This is a genomic window from Gordonia mangrovi, from assembly GCF_024734075.1.
Taxonomy (GTDB): Bacteria; Actinomycetota; Actinomycetes; order Mycobacteriales; family Mycobacteriaceae; genus Gordonia; species Gordonia mangrovi.
Genome location: NZ_CP102850.1, coordinates 153,947 through 172,114, shown reverse-complemented (window position 1 = coordinate 172,114; position 18,168 = coordinate 153,947). Strand labels below are relative to the sequence as shown.

Below are 18,168 nucleotides of genomic sequence, written 5' to 3'. Positions count from 1 at the left end.
GGTGCAACGCACCAAAGTCGAATACGGCACGGCTCCATCGCAATTCGGTCACGTGTATCTTCCCGCAGACGGCATCGGGCCGACCGACGTGGTGCGGCCGGTGGTGTTGATCCACGGTGGCTACTGGAGTACCGAATTCGCACTCACCATCGAGACCGCGATCGCCCGCCTGATCGCCGGACGGGGTTGTGTGGTCTGGAACATCGAGTACCGCCGCGTCGGTGAGGACGGAGGCGGGTGGCCCGGGACGGGCCGCGACGTGTTGGCCGCGTTGCGGGCTCTGGACGGGCCGGTCCGCGACGCCATCCCCGGGGAGATCGCCGCGCAGGTGGACTGGGACGCGGTGGCCGTGGTCGGCCACTCGGCCGGTGGACAGCTCGCCGTGTGGGCGGTGGCCCAACTTGGCGCCCACACTGCCGGCACCACGATCACGCAGGTCATCGCGCAATCGGCGGCCCTGGACCTCGAAGCGGGCGCCGACCGTCCCTCCATTCGCGGTCTGATGGGTCGACCGGCCGACGAGATCCCACATCGTTATCGCGAGGCGTCCCCGGTGTGTCAGGAACCGTTCGACGCGCACGTCGTGGCCCTGCACGGCGAACTCGACACCGCGATCCCGGTCGAGGCGAGTCGCCGATATGTGCAGACGGTCACCGCCGCCGGGCAATCGGCCGAACTCGTGGTGGTGCCCGGCGAGGGACATGATGCATTCGTCGATCCGCGCAGCGCCTCCACCCGCCGGACGATCCGGTTGCTGGGTGTGTGAGCCGACGCCCATCGGGCACCGCAGCGGTGGTTGGCAGCGGAATAATGCCTGCTGATGCCCCGTTCAATCGCGTTAGACTGGCATGATCCCGGCGCAACCGCTGCACCGAAAACAGACCCTGAGGAGTGATTTCATACGTGAGTGACGACACCCCGGACGCGAGCACGTCGTCGAACAGACCACCCGCGGGCCGATCTGTCACCTCCAACGTGGAAATCTCTTCCGAGGTGGTGTTCGGCCTGCTCGGAGCGAGTGACGTCAATCTCCGCACGCTGGAACAACTCCTGCCCGCCGACATCCATGTGCGCGGCAACCAGGTGACCCTGACCGGACCGGCCGGCGACGTCGCGGCGTCCGAACGCGTCATCGCAGAACTGGTCGATCTGGTCGGGCGCGGTACCCCGCTGACCCCCGACCTCGTGCGGCACAGCGTGTCGATGTTGTCGGACGGGGCGAGCGAATCGCCCGCCGACGTGCTGTCGCTGGACATCCTCTCTCGTCGCGGCAAGACCATCCGGCCCAAGACGCTCAACCAGAAGCGCTACGTCGACGCGATCGACAACCACACCGTCGTGTTCGGACTCGGCCCCGCCGGCACCGGCAAGACCTACCTCGCGATGGCCAAAGCGGTGCAAGCGCTGCAGTCCAAGTCGGTCAATCGCATCATCCTGACCCGCCCGGCCGTGGAGGCCGGCGAGCGCCTCGGCTTCCTGCCGGGCACGCTCAGCGAGAAGATCGATCCCTACCTGCGGCCGCTGTACGACGCGCTGCACGACATGATGGATCCCGAGGCGATCCCGAAGCTGATGGCCGCCGGGGTCATCGAGGTGGCGCCGCTGGCATATATGCGGGGCCGGACACTTAACGACGCCTTCATCATCCTCGACGAGGCGCAGAACACCACCGGCGAGCAGATGAAGATGTTCCTCACCCGCCTCGGATTCGGCTCGAAGGTCGTCGTCACCGGTGACACCACCCAGGTCGACCTGCCCGGCGGGGCGCAGAGCGGCCTGATGGCCGCCACTCGCATCCTCGACGGTATCGATGACATCCATTTCTCGACGCTCACCAGTCAGGACGTGGTGCGCCACCGTCTCGTCGCCGACATCGTGGACGCCTACGGCCGCGCCGAGGAGAGTCAACGGTCCGGTGGCGGCCTGCGTGACGCCGACCGGCTGCCCGGCAACCGCGCGTCGCGTCGCGCCGCGAACCACGGGCGTCGCTCATGAGTATCGAGCTGGCCAACGAGTCGGGTGTTGAGGTCCCGGCGGATCTCATCATCTCGTCCGCGCGTTTCGCGGTGGCGGCGATGGATGTGCATCCGGCGGCAGAGCTGTCCATCCTGTGCGTCGATCTGGATGCGATGGCCGACATGCACATGCAGTGGATGGATCTGCCCGGTCCGACCGACGTGATGAGCTTCCCGATGGACGAACTCGCGCCGGGCGGCCGTCCCGACGCGGCCGAACCCGGGCCGGCGATCCTCGGTGACATCGTGCTGTGTCCGGAATTCGCGGCGGAGCAGGCGAAGTCTGCTCGGCGTTCGTTCGAACACGAGTTGTCGATGCTGACCATTCACGGTGTGCTGCATCTCCTCGGCTACGACCACGCCGAACCCGAGGAGGAGAAGGAGATGTTCGGTCTGCAGAACCGGATACTCGACGACTTCTATGCCGAGCGGAATCGTCAGGCGCAGGTCCGTCGGCAATCCGACCGCGACACGCGGCTGCTGACCAATATCGGATTCACCGATTTCACCGCGGGTGACAACCCCTCCGACGAGGACGATTGACGGTGCCTGACGACGTCATCTTCGTCGTGGCCGCGCTCGCGCTGCTGCTGCTCGGCGGCATCTTCGCCGCCATGGATGCCGCGCTCTCGACGGTGTCGCAGGCTCGCGTCGAGGACCTGATGAAGGAGCATCGCGCAGGTGCCGGCCGACTGGCGACCGTGTTGGAGAGTCGCGGCACCTACGTCGGTCTCGCCGTGCTGCTGCGCGTCACCTGCGAGACGGCGTCGGTGGCGTTCATCGCGCTCGCCCTGACCGACTGGCTCGGGGTGGGGTGGGGTCTGTTCGCCGCGATCCTCGGCATGGCGGTGGTGCTGTATGTGGCGGTCGGCGTCGGTCCGCGTACCCTCGGTCGCCAGCATGCCTACACCATCTCGTTGGGTTCGGCGATCGCGTTGCAGGCCATCGGTTTGCTGCTCAAGCCGCTCACCCGGCTGCTGATCCTGATCGGTAACGCGCTCACCCCCGGTAAGGGTTTCCGCAACGGGCCGTTCGCCACCGAGGTCGAGCTGCGTGAGGTCGTCGATCTCGCCGAGGCCAGCGGTGTGGTCGCGGCCGATGAACGACGGATGATCCAGTCGGTGTTCGATCTCGGCGACACCAACGCCCGCGAGGTGATGGTGCCGCGCCCGGAGATGATCTGGATCGAGCAGGACAAGATGGCCACCCAGGCGATGAATCTGGCGGTGCGGTCCGGTCACTCGCGTATCCCGGTGATCGGTGAGAATCCCGACGACATCGTCGGCGTGGTGTATCTGAAGGATCTGGTCGCCGGCGGAGTGTCGGCATCTGCACAGGTGCATGAGGTGATGCGGGATGCGGAGTTCATGCCCGACTCCAAGCCTCTGGACAAGGTGCTCGCCGACATGCAACGCACCCGCAATCACATGGCGCTGCTCGTCGACGAGTACGGCGGTATCGCGGGATTGGTCACCATCGAGGACGTTCTCGAGGAGATCGTCGGTGAGATCACCGACGAATACGACACCGACGAGGTCGCGCCCGTCGAGGAACTCGACGACGGTTCGATCCGGGTGTCGGCGCGACTGCCGGTGGAGGATCTCGGTGAGTTGTTCGACGTCGACATCGACGATGACGAGGTGGAGACCGTCGGCGGTCTGCTCGGCCTCGAACTCGGTCGTGTCCCGCTGCCGGGGGCGCGGGTGGAGTCCCACGGACTGTTGCTGGTCGCCGAGGGCGGACCGAACCGTCGGGGACGCCAGCGCATCATCACCGTGCTGGTCACCCGCATCGAAGAGCCCGAGACCGACGACACCCGGCCCGGGCGCGGTGACCACCATGACAGCGACATTCCCGGTGATGGTGTGGCCGAGCGGGACAGGGGTGCGGAATACTCCATGTCCAGCCGAGGTCGTCGCAGCGATCGCACGGCGACCGTACGAAGCACACCATCGGCAGCGAGGACTGAACGTGACCACAGCCCCGGGTGAGAACACCGAACTCTCCGACGAGGACCACAAACTCGTCGTCCTCGCCCGAGGGGCACTTGCCCGCGCCGAGACGAGCACCGCCGCCGCGGTCCGCGACGGGGACGGCCGCACCTACGCCGGCGCACCGGTGGAGATGCCGTCACTCCGGTTGTCCGGGTTGCAGGTCGCGATCGCGACCGCATTGTCGTCGGGCGCGCGCGCATTCGAGGCGGCGGTGGTGGTCAACGGCGCGGCCGATGATCCCGGAATGATCACGCTGACCGAGGTCAGCGCCGATGCATATGCGGTGCTGACCGACCTGAAGGGTGCACCTGTCGAACGGGTGGGTTCGGTCTGATGGCCGAGTTCCGGTCGGGTTTCGTGTGTTTCGTCGGCCGGCCCAACACCGGGAAGTCGACGCTGACCAATGCGTTGGTCGGCGAGAAGATCGCGATCACCTCCAACCGGCCGCAGACCACCCGGCACACCATCCGCGGCATCGTGAACCGCGATGACGCGCAGCTGATCCTGGTGGACACCCCGGGGCTGCACCGCCCGCGGACGCTACTCGGCCAGCGGCTCAACGATCTGGTTCGCGACACCTACTCCGAAGTTGATGTCATCGGCGTGTGCGTACCCGCCGACGAGGCCATCGGCCCGGGCGATCGGTGGATTCTGTCCCAGGTGCGCCAGATGGCGCCGCGCACCACGGTGCTCGGCGTGGTCACCAAGATCGACCGGGTCACCCCGGACAAGATCGCGGCACAACTCGTCGCGCTGTCCGAACTGCTCGGACCCGACAGCGAGGTGGTACCGGTCTCGGCCCGCTCCGGCAAGCAACTCGACGTGCTGACCGACGTCCTGGTGAGTCTGATGGAGCCCGGACCGGCGTTCTATCCCGACGGCGAGCTCACCGACGAGCCCGAGGAAGTGCTGATGGCGGAGTTCATCCGCGAGGCGGCGCTCGAGGGGGTGCGTGACGAGCTGCCGCATTCGCTGGCCGTCGTCATCGAGGAAATCATCCCGCGCGAGAGCGACAGGGACGACGAGAACGGCGAGTCCGCCGACGGCCCGTCGATGGTCGACGTCCACGCCATTCTCTACGTGGAACGCGACAGCCAGAAGGGCATCATCATCGGCCACCGCGGTTCACGGCTCAAAGAGGTCGGCACGGTGGCCCGGGCGCAGATCGAGAAACTGCTCGGCACCAAGGTCTTCCTCGACCTGCATGTGAAGGTCGCCAAGGACTGGCAACGTGACCCCAAACAGCTCGGCCGGATGGGTTTCTAGCCGATGGGGCGTCACGAGAGCACCGACGACACCGAGAAGTCGTCGGGCGACGAGGTGGTGTCCGAAGCGTCGGTCCCCGAGGCCGAGGCCGGCAGCACCATCGCCGAGGTTCTCCGCTCGCCACGGTTCTGGCTGGCGCCGCTCATCCTGGTCGTCGTGATCATGTCGCTGATGGCTGCGGTGTACATGGGCGCAGTCGCCGATCCGCAGAAGAATCTGCATGACTTCCCGATCGCGCTGGTCAACGAAGACCGTGGCGGAGAAGTCGACAACCCCGACGGCACCACCACCACGCAGAACTTCGGCGCCGAGGTCGCCGACGGCGTGGTCTCGGCCGCGGCCGCGAGTGGAATCGCCGTCGAGCGCACGGACCGTGTCACCGCGCTGGGCGAACTCAACTCCGGCAAGACCTACGGCGTCGTGGTGATCGGGCCCAACTTCACCAACCGCGCCGTGGCGTTGGGGCGCTCGGCGGTTCTGCAGGCCAAACCTGCGCCGATGGCCATCGACGTGTTCATCAACCGCGGTTCCGGCACGTTCGCATCGGCGGTCACCACGACGTTCGCCGACGAGATGTCCGAACAGGTCAATGCCCAGGTCGGGGAGCGGCTGGTGGCGACGGTGCGGCAAACCCTGGTGGCCGCCGACGTGCCCTTCTCCGGAGCCGCGCAACTGGCGCTCGCCAACCCCGTCGACGTGCGGGTGATCGAACCGACACCGTTGCCGGACGGCTCGGGCAACGGGCTCTCGGCCTTTTACTACACGCTGCTGCTGATCCTTGCCGGATTCACCGGCGCCATGATGGTCAGTGTCGTGGTCGACGGCATCCTAGGACAGACGCCGATCGAGTACGGGCCGTTCTATCAGCTCCGCCAACGGCTGGCGATCTCACGTTGGGGGACCCTGGCGACCAAGTGGACGATCATGGTGTTCGTCGCGCTGGTGCAGTCGGGGCTCTACATCGCGGTGTGCGCCGCCGTCGGCACGTCGCTGCCGAATGCGTTCTCCCTCTGGATGTTCTCGGTGCTGGTGATCACCGCCGTGGGTGTCTCGGCGAGTTCGATGATGGCCGTGTTCGGCAACCCGGGCCTGATCCTCAACCTGATCTTCTTCGTCATCCTCGGCCTGCCGTCGTCGGGCGGCACCGTGCCACTGGAGGCGAGTCCGCGGATCTTTGCGTGGATCGCCGCCATCGAGCCCATGCACCTGGTGTACCTGGGGTGTCGGGCGATCCTGTACTTCGACGCCGACCTCGACGCCGGTCTGGGGCGATCGGTGATCCAGTGCCTGATCGGCCTGCTCGTCGGGATCGCGCTGGGACTCGGTGGGACCAAGCTCTACGACCGCAAGGGTTGGCACCGGTTCCCCGGCGGCATGACGTTGCCGCCGCGTCTGGCGCGGTTCGCCGACGGCGGCGGTCCGGCGACCATCACCACACCGTCGCCGGCACATGTCGCCGCGGTCTCCGCGGACAGACCCGCCGACCCGGGCTGAGCGCATGTCGCGGCGGTCACCGTCGGTGCGCGGTGGAAGAATGAATGGGTGAGGTTCTATCGGGATGAAGCCGTCGTGCTGCGCCAGCACAAGCTGGGAGAGGCCGACCGCATCATCACGTTGCTCACCCAGGAGCACGGCCTGGTCCGTGCGGTCGCCAAAGGTGTGCGACGTACCCGATCCAAATTCGGCGCCCGGCTCGAACCCTTCGCCCACGTCGATGTGCACCTGTATCCGGGGCGCTCTCTGGACGTGGTCACCCAGGTGCACACCCTGCACGCGTTCGCCGATGCGCTGGTCGCCGATTACAGCCGCTACACCACCGCATGTGCGGTACTGGAGACCGCGGAGCGGCTCGCCGGTGAGGAACGTGCGCCGGCCGCGCAACTGCACCGGCTGACCGTCGGTGCGCTCCACGCGCTGGCCGAACATCGGCGGCCCAACGAACTCATCCTCGATGCCTACCTGTTGCGGGCCATGCACTGCGCGGGATGGATGCCCACCCTCGACGTCTGCGCCCGCTGTGCGCAGCCGGGACCGCACCGCGCGTTCCACGTGGCGGCCGGCGGTGCGGTCTGTATCCACTGCCGGCCGCCGGGCTCGGCCACACCGTCGCCGGGCGTGCTGGATCTGATGGACGCGCTCTTCCGTGGCGAATGGGAGCACACCGTGGACGTCAGCTCCTCGTTGCAGCGGCAGGCCAGCGGGCTGACCGCGGCGCATCTGCAGTGGCATCTGGAACGGCAGTTGCGAACCCTGCCCCTCATCGAACGTGAAGCACCCCATAGGCTGGTGGACACCGCGTGAGAGGAGACGGGCGATGGCGTTACGACCCGGTTCGCGATCCGGGAAGGTCCGACCGGCTGCCCCCAGATCGGCCGACGCCGAGGTCCGACCACCGGACCCGCACCCCAGCGGGGCGACGCCACCCGCACTGCCGTCGGAGCTGATCCCGAAACACGTCGCCCTGGTGATGGACGGCAACGGTCGGTGGGCGCAGGATCGTGGCCTGCCCCGTACCGAAGGGCACAAGCGTGGCGAGGCCGTGCTCATGGACACCGTGTGCGGGTGCATCGAACTCGGGGTGTCCTGGCTATCGGCGTATGCGTTCTCCACCGAGAACTGGTCGCGCAGCCCCGAAGAGGTTCGGTTCCTGATGGGCTTCAATCGGGACGTGATCCGTCGTCGGCGTGACGAGATGAACGAGATGGGCGTACGGGTGCGCTGGGCGGGGCGCCGACCGCGGCTGTGGCGCAGCGTGATCCGTGAGCTCGAGGTCGCCGAGGAGATGACCCGGGACAACACGGTCATGACACTGACCATGTGCGTCAACTACGGTGGCCGGGCCGAGATCGCCGACGCGGCCAAGGAGATCGCCCGGCGAGCGGCGGCTGGCGAGATCGACCCCGAACGCATCACCGAGTCGTCGTTCGCCCGCTACCTCGACGAACCCGACATGCCCGACGTCGATCTGTTTCTGCGGCCGTCGGGGGAGAAGCGGACGTCCAACTTCCTGCTGTGGCAATCCGCCTACGCCGAGATGGTGTATCAGGACAAGCTGTTTCCCGATTTCGATCGCCGCGACCTGTGGGCGGCCTGTGTCGAGTATGCGAAGCGGGACCGGCGTTTCGGCGGGGTGATGCCGACATGACGGAGGTGGCTGCGAAGCGACCGGGATGGCCGTCCCGGGTCGCCACCCTGGTCGCGGAATTCGGCGAGGTCGTGACCGTCGACACCGAGTCGGTTGTGGTGCAGGTGGGTTCCACTCGCGCATCGATCAGGGCGTTGGAACTGGCCGCCGGTCTCGAAGTTCTCACCGTGACCCAACTCGTCGCGCTCGACCTGCCGAACACCGATGCGCTGCGTGACGACGTGGAATCGTGCGACGCGCAGCTGAGTTTCGGCGCCCTGCGCCGTTCGGATCCCGAAGGGGTGACCACCGATGTGCTGCAGTACTACACGTTCCCGGCCGGATCGCTCGACGACATGCCGTTGCTGACCGTGTTGCACATGGTGTTGTCGGCGGGAGCGGATGCGGCACAGCAGCTCTCAGCGTGACCGCTGGCAGTCCGCGCAGTAGCCGAACACCTCCACGGTGTGGTTGATCTCGGTGAACCCGTGCCGGGCGGCCACTGTGGCTGCCCACTTCTCGACGGGTTCGGCCTGCACCTCGACGGTGGTGCCGCAGCGGCGGCACACCAGGTGGTGGTGGTGTCCCGACGAGCAGTGGCGGTAGCGCATCTCGCCGGAACCGTCCCAGAGCACGTCGATCTGTCCCGCCTGACTGAGCGCCTGCAGATTGCGATAGACGGTGGTCAGCCCGATCGATTCGCCGCGCGCTTTGAGCTGCTCGTGCAGTTCCTGTGCGGAGACGAAGTCGTCGCCGGCGGCCAGGGCGTCGGCGATCGCCGCGCGCTGGCGGGTCGACCGCACACCGGTGACCGGACGGTCGGTGCGCGCGGTCACCGCGACACCTCGCCATCGCCCCGAGCGGGTTCGGCAGCCCGTCGCGGTTCCATCGCGTGGGTGAGCGCGTCGGTCACGATGTGGGCGAGGTGGTGGTCGACCAGCTCGTAGATGATCTCGCGGCCGCTGCGATTGCCGCGGACCACACCGGCGTCCTTGAGTACCCGCAGGTGCTGGCTGACCAGCGGCTGGCTCAACGACAGCGCGCCCACCACCTCGTGCACACATTGCGGACGATCCTGAAGCCGCAGCACGATCGCGACGCGGGTGGGTGAGGCAAGTGCACGCAACAGGTCGCTGGCCGCCTCATATTCCGCCGGTCCCGCGACATGCGCGTCGGCGCCGGCGGCGCAATCTCGTTCTGGTGAGCCCATCACACCCATCCTAAAGGAAGTGGTTTTCATTTGGCGGTGGAGTGGATTCCGTCATCGGATAGTGGTGTGGCTACCCTGTAATGGCTGCCGTTTCGACATGGTGCTCCGCTGACATGGTGCGCGACGGTGGCGTCATCCGAGAACACCGAGTCGTTGGAGATCAGTTAACCGTGGCCGCCCAGTCCAACCGTAACGAACCGAGCAGGGTCGAAGCCGTCGTCAACCTCGCCAAGCGTCGAGGCCTTGTCTACCCCTGCGGTGAGATCTACGGCGGTACCCGCTCGGCCTGGGACTACGGTCCGCTCGGTGTCGAGATCAAGGACAACATCAAGCGTCAGTGGTGGCGCACCATGGTCACAAGCCGCGAGGACGTGGTGGGTCTGGACTCCTCGGTGATCCTGCCCCGGCAGGTCTGGGAGGCCTCCGGGCACGTCGAGGTGTTCACCGACCCGCTCGTCGAGTCGTTGCACACCCACAAGCGCTTCCGCGCCGACCACCTGATCGAGGCCTACGAACTCAAGCACGGTCACCCGCCGGCGAACGGCCTGGCCGACATCAACGATCCCGACACCGGTCAGCCGGGCAAGTGGACCGAGCCGCGTGCGTTCAGCGGCCTGCTCAAGACGTTCCTCGGCCCGGTGGACGACGAAGAAGGCCTGCACTACCTGCGACCGGAGACGGCGCAGGGCATCTTCGTCAACTTCAAGAACGTCATGACCACCGCGCGCAAGAAGCCGCCGTTCGGTATCGCCCAGATCGGCAAGAGCTTCCGCAACGAGATCACCCCGGGCAACTTCATCTTCCGCACCCGGGAGTTCGAACAGATGGAGATGGAGTTCTTCGTCAAGCCCGGCGAGGACGAAGACTGGCATCAGTACTGGATCGACCACCGGTTCAACTGGTACGTCGATCTGGGTATCGACCCGGAGAACCTCCGCTTGTTCGAGCACCCCAAAGACAAGCTCTCGCACTACTCGAAGCGCACCGTCGACGTCGAGTACAAGTTCGGTTTCTCCGGCAACCCGTGGGGTGAGCTCGAAGGCGTCGCCAACCGCACCGACTTCGACCTGACAACCCACAGCGAGCATTCGGGCGAAGACCTGTCGTTCTACGACCAGGCCTCCGGCGAGCGCTACACCCCGTACGTCATCGAGCCGGCCGCGGGTCTGACCCGCTCGCTGATGGCGTTCCTCTGCGACGCCTACACCGAGGAAGAGGTGCCCAACGCCAAGGGCGGTACCGACAGTCGCACGGTGCTGAAGCTCGACCGCCGCCTGGCCCCGGTGAAGGTGGCGGTGCTCCCGCTGTCGCGCAACGAGAAGCTGTCGCCGAAGGCCAAAGACCTCGCCGCCGAACTGCGCAAGCACTGGAACGTCGAGTTCGACGACGCACAGGGAATCGGCAAGCGATATCGGCGCCAGGACGAGATCGGCACGCCGTTCTGCGTCACGGTGGACTTCGACACCCTCGACGACCAGGCGGTGACCGTGCGTGAGCGCGACACCATGAGCCAGGAGCGGGTCGCGCTGGACAAGGTCGTGGAGTACCTCGGCGGCAAGCTGCTCGGTTCCTGACCCTTCGTGACGCTCGCAAGCTCGCTGCTGCGGGATCAGGGTGGGGTCGTCACGAAAGGCCCGCGTCCAGTGCGACCTGCGGATATCTGTCATAGTTGTGAGTGGAGTTGTCGTCGCACGCCCGGGCATGGGGTCCGGAGGGTGGTGCGGCGAGGAGAGCGAGTGAAGCGGTGACCGTCAGTGGCAAGGTCGTGCACTACGACGCAAATCGGGGATTCGGGTTCCTCGCACCGGAGTCGGGCGGCGCCGACGTCTTCCTGCACATCAACGACATCGACATCGACGAGAATGCCCTGAAGCCGGGCGCCAAGGTGGAGTTCGACGTCGAGGAGACCGACCGGGGTTCCAAGGCGGTCAACGTGGCGGTGACCGAGGCTGCTCCCGCCGACGAGGCACCGGCCGGCCGTCCGCATCGACGCGACGGGCACGATCACGGCCGCTCACACGGCGGCGATCGTCCGCGACGCCCGCGCGGCTCGGGCTCACTCGACGCGTCGGCGTTCACCGAGGAGATCACCGAGTTGCTGCTCGATTCCTCGGACGACCTGACCGCCGGACAGATCGTGGCGATCCGCCAGCGCATCACCGATTTCGCGGTCGCCCGAGGCTGGGTGCTTGACTAGCTCCACCAGCATGTCCGCCATTCCCCCGACGGCCGAGTACGGTGACGAGGCCGTCGAGCGGTTCGTGCCCGAGGCCCCGAAGGTCGCAAGTCTGCCCGGGACCCGGACCGATCACCGCAGCGACTTCGCGCGGGATCGGGCACGCGTGCTGCACTCGGCTGCGCTGCGTCGCCTCGCCGACAAGACACAGGTCGTTGGCCCGCGGGAAGGTGACACCCCGCGCACCAGACTCACCCACTCGCTCGAGGTCGGTCAGATCGGCCGTGGAATAGCGATCGGGCTGGGGTGTGAACCGGACCTGGCGGAACTGGCCGGCCTCGCCCACGACATCGGGCATCCTCCGTACGGGCACAACGGGGAACGAGCGCTCAACGAGGTCGCGGCCGAGATTGGTGGATTCGAGGGCAATGCGCAGAACCTGCGCATCCTGACCCGCCTGGAACCCAAGTTGCTCGACGCGCACGGTCGTAGTGCGGGACTCAACCTCACCCGGGCCTCGCTGGATGCAACGCTGAAGTACCCCTGGACGAGACGGCCACCCGCCGTGAAATTCGGCGCCTACGACGACGACGCGTGGGCACTGGAGTGGATTCGCAACGGTGCGACGGCCGGCCGGCAGTGCCTCGAGGCCCAGGTGATGGACTGGTCCGACGACGTCGCCTATTCCGTCCACGATCTCGAGGACGGGGTCATCGCCGACCGCATCGACCTGCGCACGCTGGCCGATCCCATCGATCAGCGGGCGCTGGCCGACATCGGCGTCAAGGAGTTCGACGGACTCGAGGCGGGTGCGCTGATCGACGCGGCTGCGCGGCTGTCCAGGATGGACATCGTGATGGCGGCGGGCGGCTACGACGGCAGCCTCGACAGCGCGGTCACGTTGAAACGGCTCACCAGCGAACTGATCGGACGATTCGCATCGGCGGCGATCACCGGGACCCGTGCAATGGTCGGTGACCGCTCGGTGTCGCGCTACGACGCCGACCTCACCGTCTCGCCGCTGGTGGCGGCCGAGGTCGCCATCCTGAAGACCCTCGCGCTGCGGTTCATCTTCTCCAACGAACGCCACAAGGCCACCCAGCGGCGTCAACGCGAACGCATCCACCGGGTCGCGGACTGGCTGACCGCGGCCGCCCCGGGTGGGCTCGACCCGATCTTCGTGCCGTTCTGGCAGGAAGCCGCCGATGATGCTGCACGCCTGCGGGTCATCGTCGACCAGATCGCGTCGATGACCGAGGGTCGACTCGAGCGTTCGGACCGGCAGAACTCCGGAGCTCAGGCGCACCTCGGCTGAGTGTGAACAGGGGTGCGGCGATGCGTCGCGCACTCACTACACTGGTCGGCGTGCCAGGCCGAATCCCCGATCGCGACATCACGGCGATCCGTGAGCAGACGCGCATCGAGGAGATCGTCGGCGACTACGTGGCGCTGCGCCGGGCCGGCGCCGACAGCATGAAGGGGCTGTGCCCGTTCCACGACGAGAAGACCCCCTCGTTCCATGTCCGGCCGAACCATGGACATTTCCACTGTTTCGGCTGCGGCGAGGGTGGTGACGTCTACAGCTTCTTGCAGAAGCAGGAGCACATCAGTTTCGTCGAGGCCGTGCAGCAACTCGCCGACCGCATCGGTTACCAGATCCACTACGAGGGCGGCGGCACCGCGATCATCCGCGACCGTGGCACCCGCGCACGGCTCGTGGCGGCCAACGCCGCCGCGCAGAAGTTCTACGCACAGCAACTCCAGTCGCCGGAGGCGCAGCCGGCGCGCGACTACCTGACCGAGCGGAATTTCGACGCCGCCGCAGCAGCGACATTCGGCTGTGGGTATGCCCCGGCCGGCTGGGACACCATGACCAAAACCCTGCTGTCCCAAGGCTTCGAGTTCAGTGAGCTCGAGGCCGCGGGCTTGTCGAAGCAGGGACGCAAAGGCCCCATCGACCGCTTCCATCGCCGGCTGCTGTGGCCGATCCGCAATCTCGGCGGCGACATCATCGGCTTCGGCGCGCGCAAACTGTTCGCAGACGACAATCTCGGCAAGTACATGAACACGCCGGAGACCATGCTGTACAAGAAGTCTCAGGTGTTGTTCGGTCTCGACCACGCGAAGAAGAACATCGCCAAGGGGCATCAGGTGGTGATCGTCGAGGGCTACACCGACGTGATGGCGATGCATCTGGCCGGGATCACCACCGCGGTGGCCTCGTGCGGGACCGCATTCGGCGAGGACCATCTGGCGCTGTTGCGGCGACTGATGATGGACGACTCGTACTTCCGGGGCGAGGTCATCTACACGTTCGACGGCGACGAAGCCGGAAAGGCCGCTGCACTCAAGGCTTTCGAAGGCGAACAGAGCATCGCCGGACAGACGTTCGTGGCCGTGGCGCCCGAGGGGATGGACCCGTGCGAGTTGCGACAGGACCGTGGCGACGCGGCGGTCCGTGACCTGGTGGCGCGGCGGGTACCGATGTTCGAATTCGCGATCAAGGCGTTGCTCGGCGGTCATGACCTCGACACGGCGGAAGGGCGTGTGCACGCACTGCGTGAGACGGTTCCCGTCGTCGCGCGGATCAAGGATGTCGCGTTGCGCGACGAGTATGCGCGGCAGCTGGCCGGCTGGGTCGGCTGGGAGGACGTGGCGCAGGTCTTAGGGCGTGTCCGTGAGGAGGGTGCGCGGCATGCCCGGGCGACCGGCACGGCGCCCTCGAACACCGGGCGCTCGGCGCAGGTCACCTCGATCCGGCGACAGCGCCCGGAGGCCGCCTCGACACCGCCGACGGGGCGGCCACTACCGACCGATCCGCGCCTGTGGCCGCAGCGCGAAGCCCTCAAGGCCGCATTGCAGTATCCCGCCATCGCGGGCACGGTGTTCGACTCGCTGCCGGTGGAGTGTTTCACCGAACCCGCCTACGCGGCGATCCGGACGGCGATGTCCACTCTCGGCGGCACGTCGGTGGGCATGGGTGGCGCCGAGTGGGTGGACGCGGTACACATCGGCGTCGACGATCCCGTTCTCGGTCCACTGGTCACCGAACTCGCGGTGGAGTCGATGCCGGTCACCGAAGACAACATCTCGCGCTACATCAGCAGTGTGTTGGCGCGGCTGCAGGAGGTCTGGGTGGGTGCCCAGATCGCCGACATCAAGTCGCGTCTGCGTCGGATGGCGCCGGGGGAGGACCCGGACGGCTACAACGCGGTGTTCGGGGATCTGGTGGCGTTGGAGGCCTATCGGCGCAGCCTGCTGGAACAAGCCGTCGACCCCGACTCCGGGGTCGGCTGAGTCCGACCGCCACTGATCCGACCGCACCTGACGTTCACGCTGCCCTGGCATACCTCGCGCCCGGGCGGAGCTGCTCGGGGAAGAGCGGTCGGTGCGGGTCGTCGGCGTTGAATGTGCACCCACCGCCATAGGTGTGCGGGCCGCGGCAGTGATCGGGTGTGGGTTTCGGCCTGCCCCAGATGTGATCGGTTCCCCGCATGGTGTCTCCCCTTCGCGCGCTGTGTGCGATGGGAGAAGTATCGCCCGACCTGTCCGAAAGGGCAGGTCGAGCGGCGGGATGTCACCTCCCGGGCAACGGTGTGGCGGACAACACACTCATCCGCGGGCGATGGCGGTCGACAGCCACTGGGCCAGCCAGTCCACCGCGTCGTTGCCCTCGTCGTCGACCACGAGTGACCCGTAACGGACGTGGCTGTCGCCGGCGTAGAAGTGCCCGGCCGAGACCGCATCGGTGATCAGGGCGGCGGGATCGGTGATCGCGTACTTCGCGACGATACCGGTGACGTCGGCCGCGGAACTGCGCAGGTCGGGGGATGCGATCGGCATCCCGGAACCGGTCCGCGCGCGCACGGAGACCACGTCGTGGGCCACGAGGGCGAGTTCCCGGCCGAGGCGGGCAACCTCGGCGCGCGTGTCGGTGGTGACCGGCACGGTCGTGGCCCCGGCACGTCGGCCGACCTCGGCGGCGGCCACCCACGTGAGCTCCTGGATTCGGCCCACCAGGTCGGCGGCCCGTTCGATGTCGATATGGGAAAGTCCTGCGGCGACCAGTGACATCGCCTGGGTGAAGCCGGTGTCGTCGGGAATGAGCGCGAGCGTGGCGGAGATCTCGGTGAAATCGACGGCTGCCGCCAGGGTCACCAGAGGCCGCAGGTCGGTATTGAGCTCTCTGGCGGTCGAGTGCGCGGCGGCCAGGTCTCCGGCGGCGGTCTGCCGCGGCAGCGTCGCCAGGCCGTCGCCGATACCGCGGAGGTCGATCGAGGCCAGCGTGCTGGCGGCGGTGGCCGCGCGCGCCACAGCGAGCGCGGCCTGGTCGGGCGTCTTGCCCAGCACCGTGCCGAGTTGACCGAGCAGCGGGTTCTCTTGCTTGTCAATGGAGCAGTAGAGGTCGTCACGGGCGCAGATCGACGAGACCCGTCCGGCGAGACTGCCCATGCCTGCCGGACGCGGGCCGGCGATGCCGATGCCGTCGGCCCGGGGGCCGACGACGGTCTCGCCCCGGGTACCCGCGCGCGGATCGGCGAGCAACGCGACGGCGAGCACCCTGTCCGGGGTGATCGGTCCCAGTCGGTTGCCGATCGCCGACGCGAGATCGCCGGCGGCGTCGGCGCCCTGGCTGTATCCCGTGATCGTCACCTTCGCCGACGGATGCTCGGCGGTGAACTCGCGCAGCACGCGGGCGGCATTGTCCAGTGCGGTCGCCTTGCTCACCCCGTAGCTCTCCCCGTTGTCGAAGGCGCGGGCGAGATAGGGCAGGAAGTAGATGTGGGCCGAATCGCCATGGTCGCGGCGGATACGCTCGGCGATGGGTGTGAGTGCACCGGTCGGTGTGGACGGGTCGGCGGTCTCGTCGGTTTCCCAGGTTCCCGGGATGAACAGGTTGAACGTCGTGGGGTCGGATGGCTGGGCCGACGCGGGTGTCGGCGTGAGCAGCACGCCGACGATGGCGATCGTCACGACCGTCATCGCGAGGCGTAGCGCGTCTGTCGCCGGATGCGCTCCGCGGGGTTGTTCAGTTGTGTTGGAGGACAGGATCTTTCGGAAAACACGAGGGGCACGCGTCATGTTGAGTTCCACACGGGGCGACTTGGCGGGTCGGTCGGCCGAACCCGGGCAACTGTGACGTGATGAAGGTCGTTGTGATGATCTCGAACTCTATCGTGTGGGGCCACTCGGGCGGCGAACTTTCGCCCCATTGAGCGACACCACCGCGTGTCGAGCTGGTGAACCCTGCGAGTCCCGCTGCCGCGCAGGGTTGTTGGAGTTTCCAGTGTGGCCAGAGTGATCGATGAGGAACTCTTCTTGCCTGATGAAGCTGTGAAATGTGGTGCGGGCGAAATGCTTTCGGGGCAGTGATTCGTTAGCTTAACAAAACCTGCGCAAAGGATGAGGTCGCGCACCGCGATCGGTGGGGCGGGCGGGGCTCGAACCCGCGACCTACGGATTATGAGTCCGCGGCTCTAACCAACTGAGCTACCGCCCCCGGCGTGGGCACAGCGCATGCCCGACGCGCCACATTACCGCACGAGTTCGGCGCGCCGGTCGGCACCGCGTCACGAGGTCGACACTGGCTAGACTGCAGGGAATCGAGAGTGGATGGCACGAGCACGGTGACGAACGAGGGGCGCATGACCGGGGCCGACGGGGCGAGCATGGACAGTGATCTCCCCGAGAGTCTGGTCGACGTGGCGGGGCGGCGCATCCGCGATGCCATCCTCTCGGGCGGACTGAAACCAGGCCAGAAGATCGTCGAAGAGACGTTGTGCGCCGATCTGGGCATCAGTCGAGCGCCGGTGCGGGAGGCGCTGCGCCTGCTGGCCCAGCAGGGCCTCGTCGAGCATCAGCCGCGTCGCGGGACCCGGGTGGCCGAGTGGTCGCCGCGCGACATCGTGCAACTCTTCGAGCTGAGGCAGGTGCTCGAGCGTTTTGCGGTGGAGTCGGCCCTTCCGCTCGACGACCCGGCCGCCCAGCTCGCGCCGGTACGTGCGGCCGTCGAGGAGATGAAGCGGGCGGCCGACGACCTTGCGAAGGATGATGCGCATCGGCGGTTCCACGCGGCGGTCGTCGGCCTGGCCGGAAACCGTCAACTCGACATCGCCCTGGAGCCGATCCTGCTCAAGCTGCAGTTGCCGATGGCGGTGAACCTGCGTGCGGAGACCGTGGACCACCACGGGCCGGACGACGGATTCCAGCGACATCTGGCGATCCTCGAGGCCCTGGAGACCAACGATCCGGTCGCGGCGGTCGCGGCGCTGCGCGACCACAAGCATCTGCAGTATCTCGACCTGGCCGCACCGCCGGTCACCGGGGCGGGGTAGCCGGGTCGCACCAGCCGGCCGCGCCCGAGCGCCGCTAACATAACCGAC

Annotated in this window: 18 protein-coding genes and 1 tRNA gene; 15 read left to right on the top strand and 4 right to left on the bottom strand. The window is 67.2% G+C overall.

Going from position 1 to position 18,168, the window contains the following annotated elements:
• Window position 1: 1 nt before the first annotated feature.
• From NWF22_RS00805 to NWF22_RS00760, 10 genes are all read left to right on the top strand, one after another.
• Window positions 2-766 carry an alpha/beta hydrolase family protein gene (locus tag NWF22_RS00805; RefSeq protein WP_160901048.1) on the top strand — a complete coding sequence of 255 codons (765 nt, stop codon included), beginning with the start codon at window positions 2-4 and terminating at the stop codon, window positions 764-766.
• Window positions 767-903: 137 nt separating this feature from the next.
• Complete coding sequence (locus tag NWF22_RS00800) at window positions 904-1,995, top strand: PhoH family protein (RefSeq protein ID WP_258321283.1); 1,092 nt, start codon at window positions 904-906, stop codon at window positions 1,993-1,995.
• Complete coding sequence (ybeY, locus tag NWF22_RS00795) at window positions 1,992-2,558, top strand: rRNA maturation RNase YbeY (protein ID WP_160901049.1); 567 nt, start codon at window positions 1,992-1,994, stop codon at window positions 2,556-2,558. The genes NWF22_RS00800 and ybeY overlap by 4 nt, the downstream gene beginning before the upstream one ends.
• 2 nt (window positions 2,559-2,560) lie before the next feature.
• Window positions 2,561-4,006, top strand: coding sequence for a hemolysin family protein (locus NWF22_RS00790; protein ID WP_160901050.1), 1,446 nt, complete (start codon window positions 2,561-2,563; stop codon window positions 4,004-4,006).
• The gene (locus NWF22_RS00785; RefSeq protein WP_160901051.1) at window positions 3,987-4,343 is read left to right on the top strand and encodes a cytidine deaminase-like protein; all 357 of its coding nucleotides are present in this window, start codon (window positions 3,987-3,989) and stop codon (window positions 4,341-4,343) included. The genes NWF22_RS00790 and NWF22_RS00785 overlap by 20 nt, the downstream gene beginning before the upstream one ends.
• The gene (gene era, locus NWF22_RS00780; RefSeq protein WP_160901052.1) at window positions 4,343-5,275 is read left to right on the top strand and encodes a GTPase Era; all 933 of its coding nucleotides are present in this window, start codon (window positions 4,343-4,345) and stop codon (window positions 5,273-5,275) included. Before NWF22_RS00785 ends, era begins: the two co-directional genes overlap by 1 nt.
• A gap of 3 nt (window positions 5,276-5,278) precedes the next feature.
• Complete coding sequence (locus tag NWF22_RS00775) at window positions 5,279-6,769, top strand: YhgE/Pip domain-containing protein (RefSeq protein ID WP_160901053.1); 1,491 nt, start codon at window positions 5,279-5,281, stop codon at window positions 6,767-6,769.
• 48 nt (window positions 6,770-6,817) lie between these two features.
• Window positions 6,818-7,576: a DNA repair protein RecO gene (gene recO, locus NWF22_RS00770; protein ID WP_160901054.1), complete on the top strand. Its 759-nt coding sequence runs from the start codon at window positions 6,818-6,820 to the stop codon at window positions 7,574-7,576.
• A 13-nt stretch (window positions 7,577-7,589) separates the two neighbouring features.
• A complete protein-coding gene (locus NWF22_RS00765; RefSeq protein ID WP_160901055.1) occupies window positions 7,590-8,420 on the top strand; it encodes an isoprenyl transferase in 831 nt (276 codons plus the stop codon).
• On the top strand, window positions 8,417-8,827 hold the full coding sequence (locus NWF22_RS00760; protein WP_160901056.1) for a hypothetical protein: 411 nt from the start codon (window positions 8,417-8,419) through the stop codon (window positions 8,825-8,827). The genes NWF22_RS00765 and NWF22_RS00760 overlap by 4 nt, the downstream gene beginning before the upstream one ends.
• Here NWF22_RS00760 and NWF22_RS00755 read toward each other — a convergent pair.
• Window positions 8,819-9,235, bottom strand: coding sequence for a Fur family transcriptional regulator (locus NWF22_RS00755; protein ID WP_160901057.1), 417 nt, complete (start codon window positions 9,233-9,235; stop codon window positions 8,819-8,821). The two genes, NWF22_RS00760 and NWF22_RS00755, sit on opposite strands and share 9 nt — an antisense overlap.
• Entirely contained in the window at window positions 9,232-9,609 is a 378-nt protein-coding gene (locus NWF22_RS00750) for an ArsR/SmtB family transcription factor (protein WP_160901058.1), read from the bottom strand. Before NWF22_RS00750 ends, NWF22_RS00755 begins: the two co-directional genes overlap by 4 nt.
• A gap of 170 nt (window positions 9,610-9,779) precedes the next feature.
• Here NWF22_RS00750 and NWF22_RS00745 point away from each other — a divergent pair, with 170 nt between their 5' ends.
• From NWF22_RS00745 to dnaG, 4 genes are all read left to right on the top strand, one after another.
• Window positions 9,780-11,183: a glycine--tRNA ligase gene (locus NWF22_RS00745; RefSeq protein ID WP_160901059.1), complete on the top strand. Its 1,404-nt coding sequence runs from the start codon at window positions 9,780-9,782 to the stop codon at window positions 11,181-11,183.
• A gap of 170 nt (window positions 11,184-11,353) precedes the next feature.
• The gene (locus NWF22_RS00740) at window positions 11,354-11,806 is read left to right on the top strand and encodes a cold-shock protein (protein ID WP_160901060.1); all 453 of its coding nucleotides are present in this window, start codon (window positions 11,354-11,356) and stop codon (window positions 11,804-11,806) included.
• 10 nt (window positions 11,807-11,816) lie between these two features.
• The gene (locus NWF22_RS00735; protein ID WP_160901061.1) at window positions 11,817-13,100 is read left to right on the top strand and encodes a deoxyguanosinetriphosphate triphosphohydrolase; all 1,284 of its coding nucleotides are present in this window, start codon (window positions 11,817-11,819) and stop codon (window positions 13,098-13,100) included.
• Between the two features lie 50 nt (window positions 13,101-13,150).
• Window positions 13,151-15,082: a DNA primase gene (dnaG, locus tag NWF22_RS00730; protein WP_160901062.1), complete on the top strand. Its 1,932-nt coding sequence runs from the start codon at window positions 13,151-13,153 to the stop codon at window positions 15,080-15,082.
• A 315-nt stretch (window positions 15,083-15,397) separates the two neighbouring features.
• On the opposite strand, the gene NWF22_RS00725 is transcribed toward dnaG, so the two are convergent.
• Both NWF22_RS00725 and NWF22_RS00720 read right to left on the bottom strand, forming a co-directional pair.
• Complete coding sequence (locus NWF22_RS00725; protein WP_233750888.1) at window positions 15,398-16,768, bottom strand: cutinase family protein; 1,371 nt, start codon at window positions 16,766-16,768, stop codon at window positions 15,398-15,400.
• 443 nt (window positions 16,769-17,211) lie between these two features.
• Window positions 17,212-17,285: transfer RNA gene (locus tag NWF22_RS00720), tRNA-Ile, on the bottom strand.
• 145 nt (window positions 17,286-17,430) lie between these two features.
• Between NWF22_RS00720 and NWF22_RS00715 the strand changes: the two genes are divergently transcribed.
• Complete coding sequence (locus tag NWF22_RS00715) at window positions 17,431-18,120, top strand: GntR family transcriptional regulator (RefSeq protein WP_160901064.1); 690 nt, start codon at window positions 17,431-17,433, stop codon at window positions 18,118-18,120.
• Window positions 18,121-18,168: the final 48 nt, after the last annotated feature.

Excerpts from the sequence above, each read along its gene's own strand:
- NWF22_RS00715 (WP_160901064.1), top strand. The coding sequence starts at position 17,431 with ATGACCGGGGCCGACGGGGCGAGCATGGACAGTGATCTCCCCGAGAGT.
- NWF22_RS00760 (WP_160901056.1), top strand. The coding sequence starts at position 8,417 with ATGACGGAGGTGGCTGCGAAGCGACCGGGATGGCCGTCCCGGGTCGCC.
- ybeY (WP_160901049.1), top strand. The coding sequence starts at position 1,992 with ATGAGTATCGAGCTGGCCAACGAGTCGGGTGTTGAGGTCCCGGCGGAT.
- NWF22_RS00750 (WP_160901058.1), bottom strand. The coding sequence starts at position 9,609 with ATGGGCTCACCAGAACGAGATTGCGCCGCCGGCGCCGACGCGCATGTC.
- NWF22_RS00775 (WP_160901053.1), top strand. The coding sequence starts at position 5,279 with ATGGGGCGTCACGAGAGCACCGACGACACCGAGAAGTCGTCGGGCGAC.
- era (WP_160901052.1), top strand. The coding sequence starts at position 4,343 with ATGGCCGAGTTCCGGTCGGGTTTCGTGTGTTTCGTCGGCCGGCCCAAC.
- NWF22_RS00725 (WP_233750888.1), bottom strand. The coding sequence starts at position 16,768 with ATGACGGTCGTGACGATCGCCATCGTCGGCGTGCTGCTCACGCCGACA.
- NWF22_RS00765 (WP_160901055.1), top strand. The coding sequence starts at position 7,590 with ATGGCGTTACGACCCGGTTCGCGATCCGGGAAGGTCCGACCGGCTGCC.
- NWF22_RS00735 (WP_160901061.1), top strand. The coding sequence starts at position 11,817 with ATGTCCGCCATTCCCCCGACGGCCGAGTACGGTGACGAGGCCGTCGAG.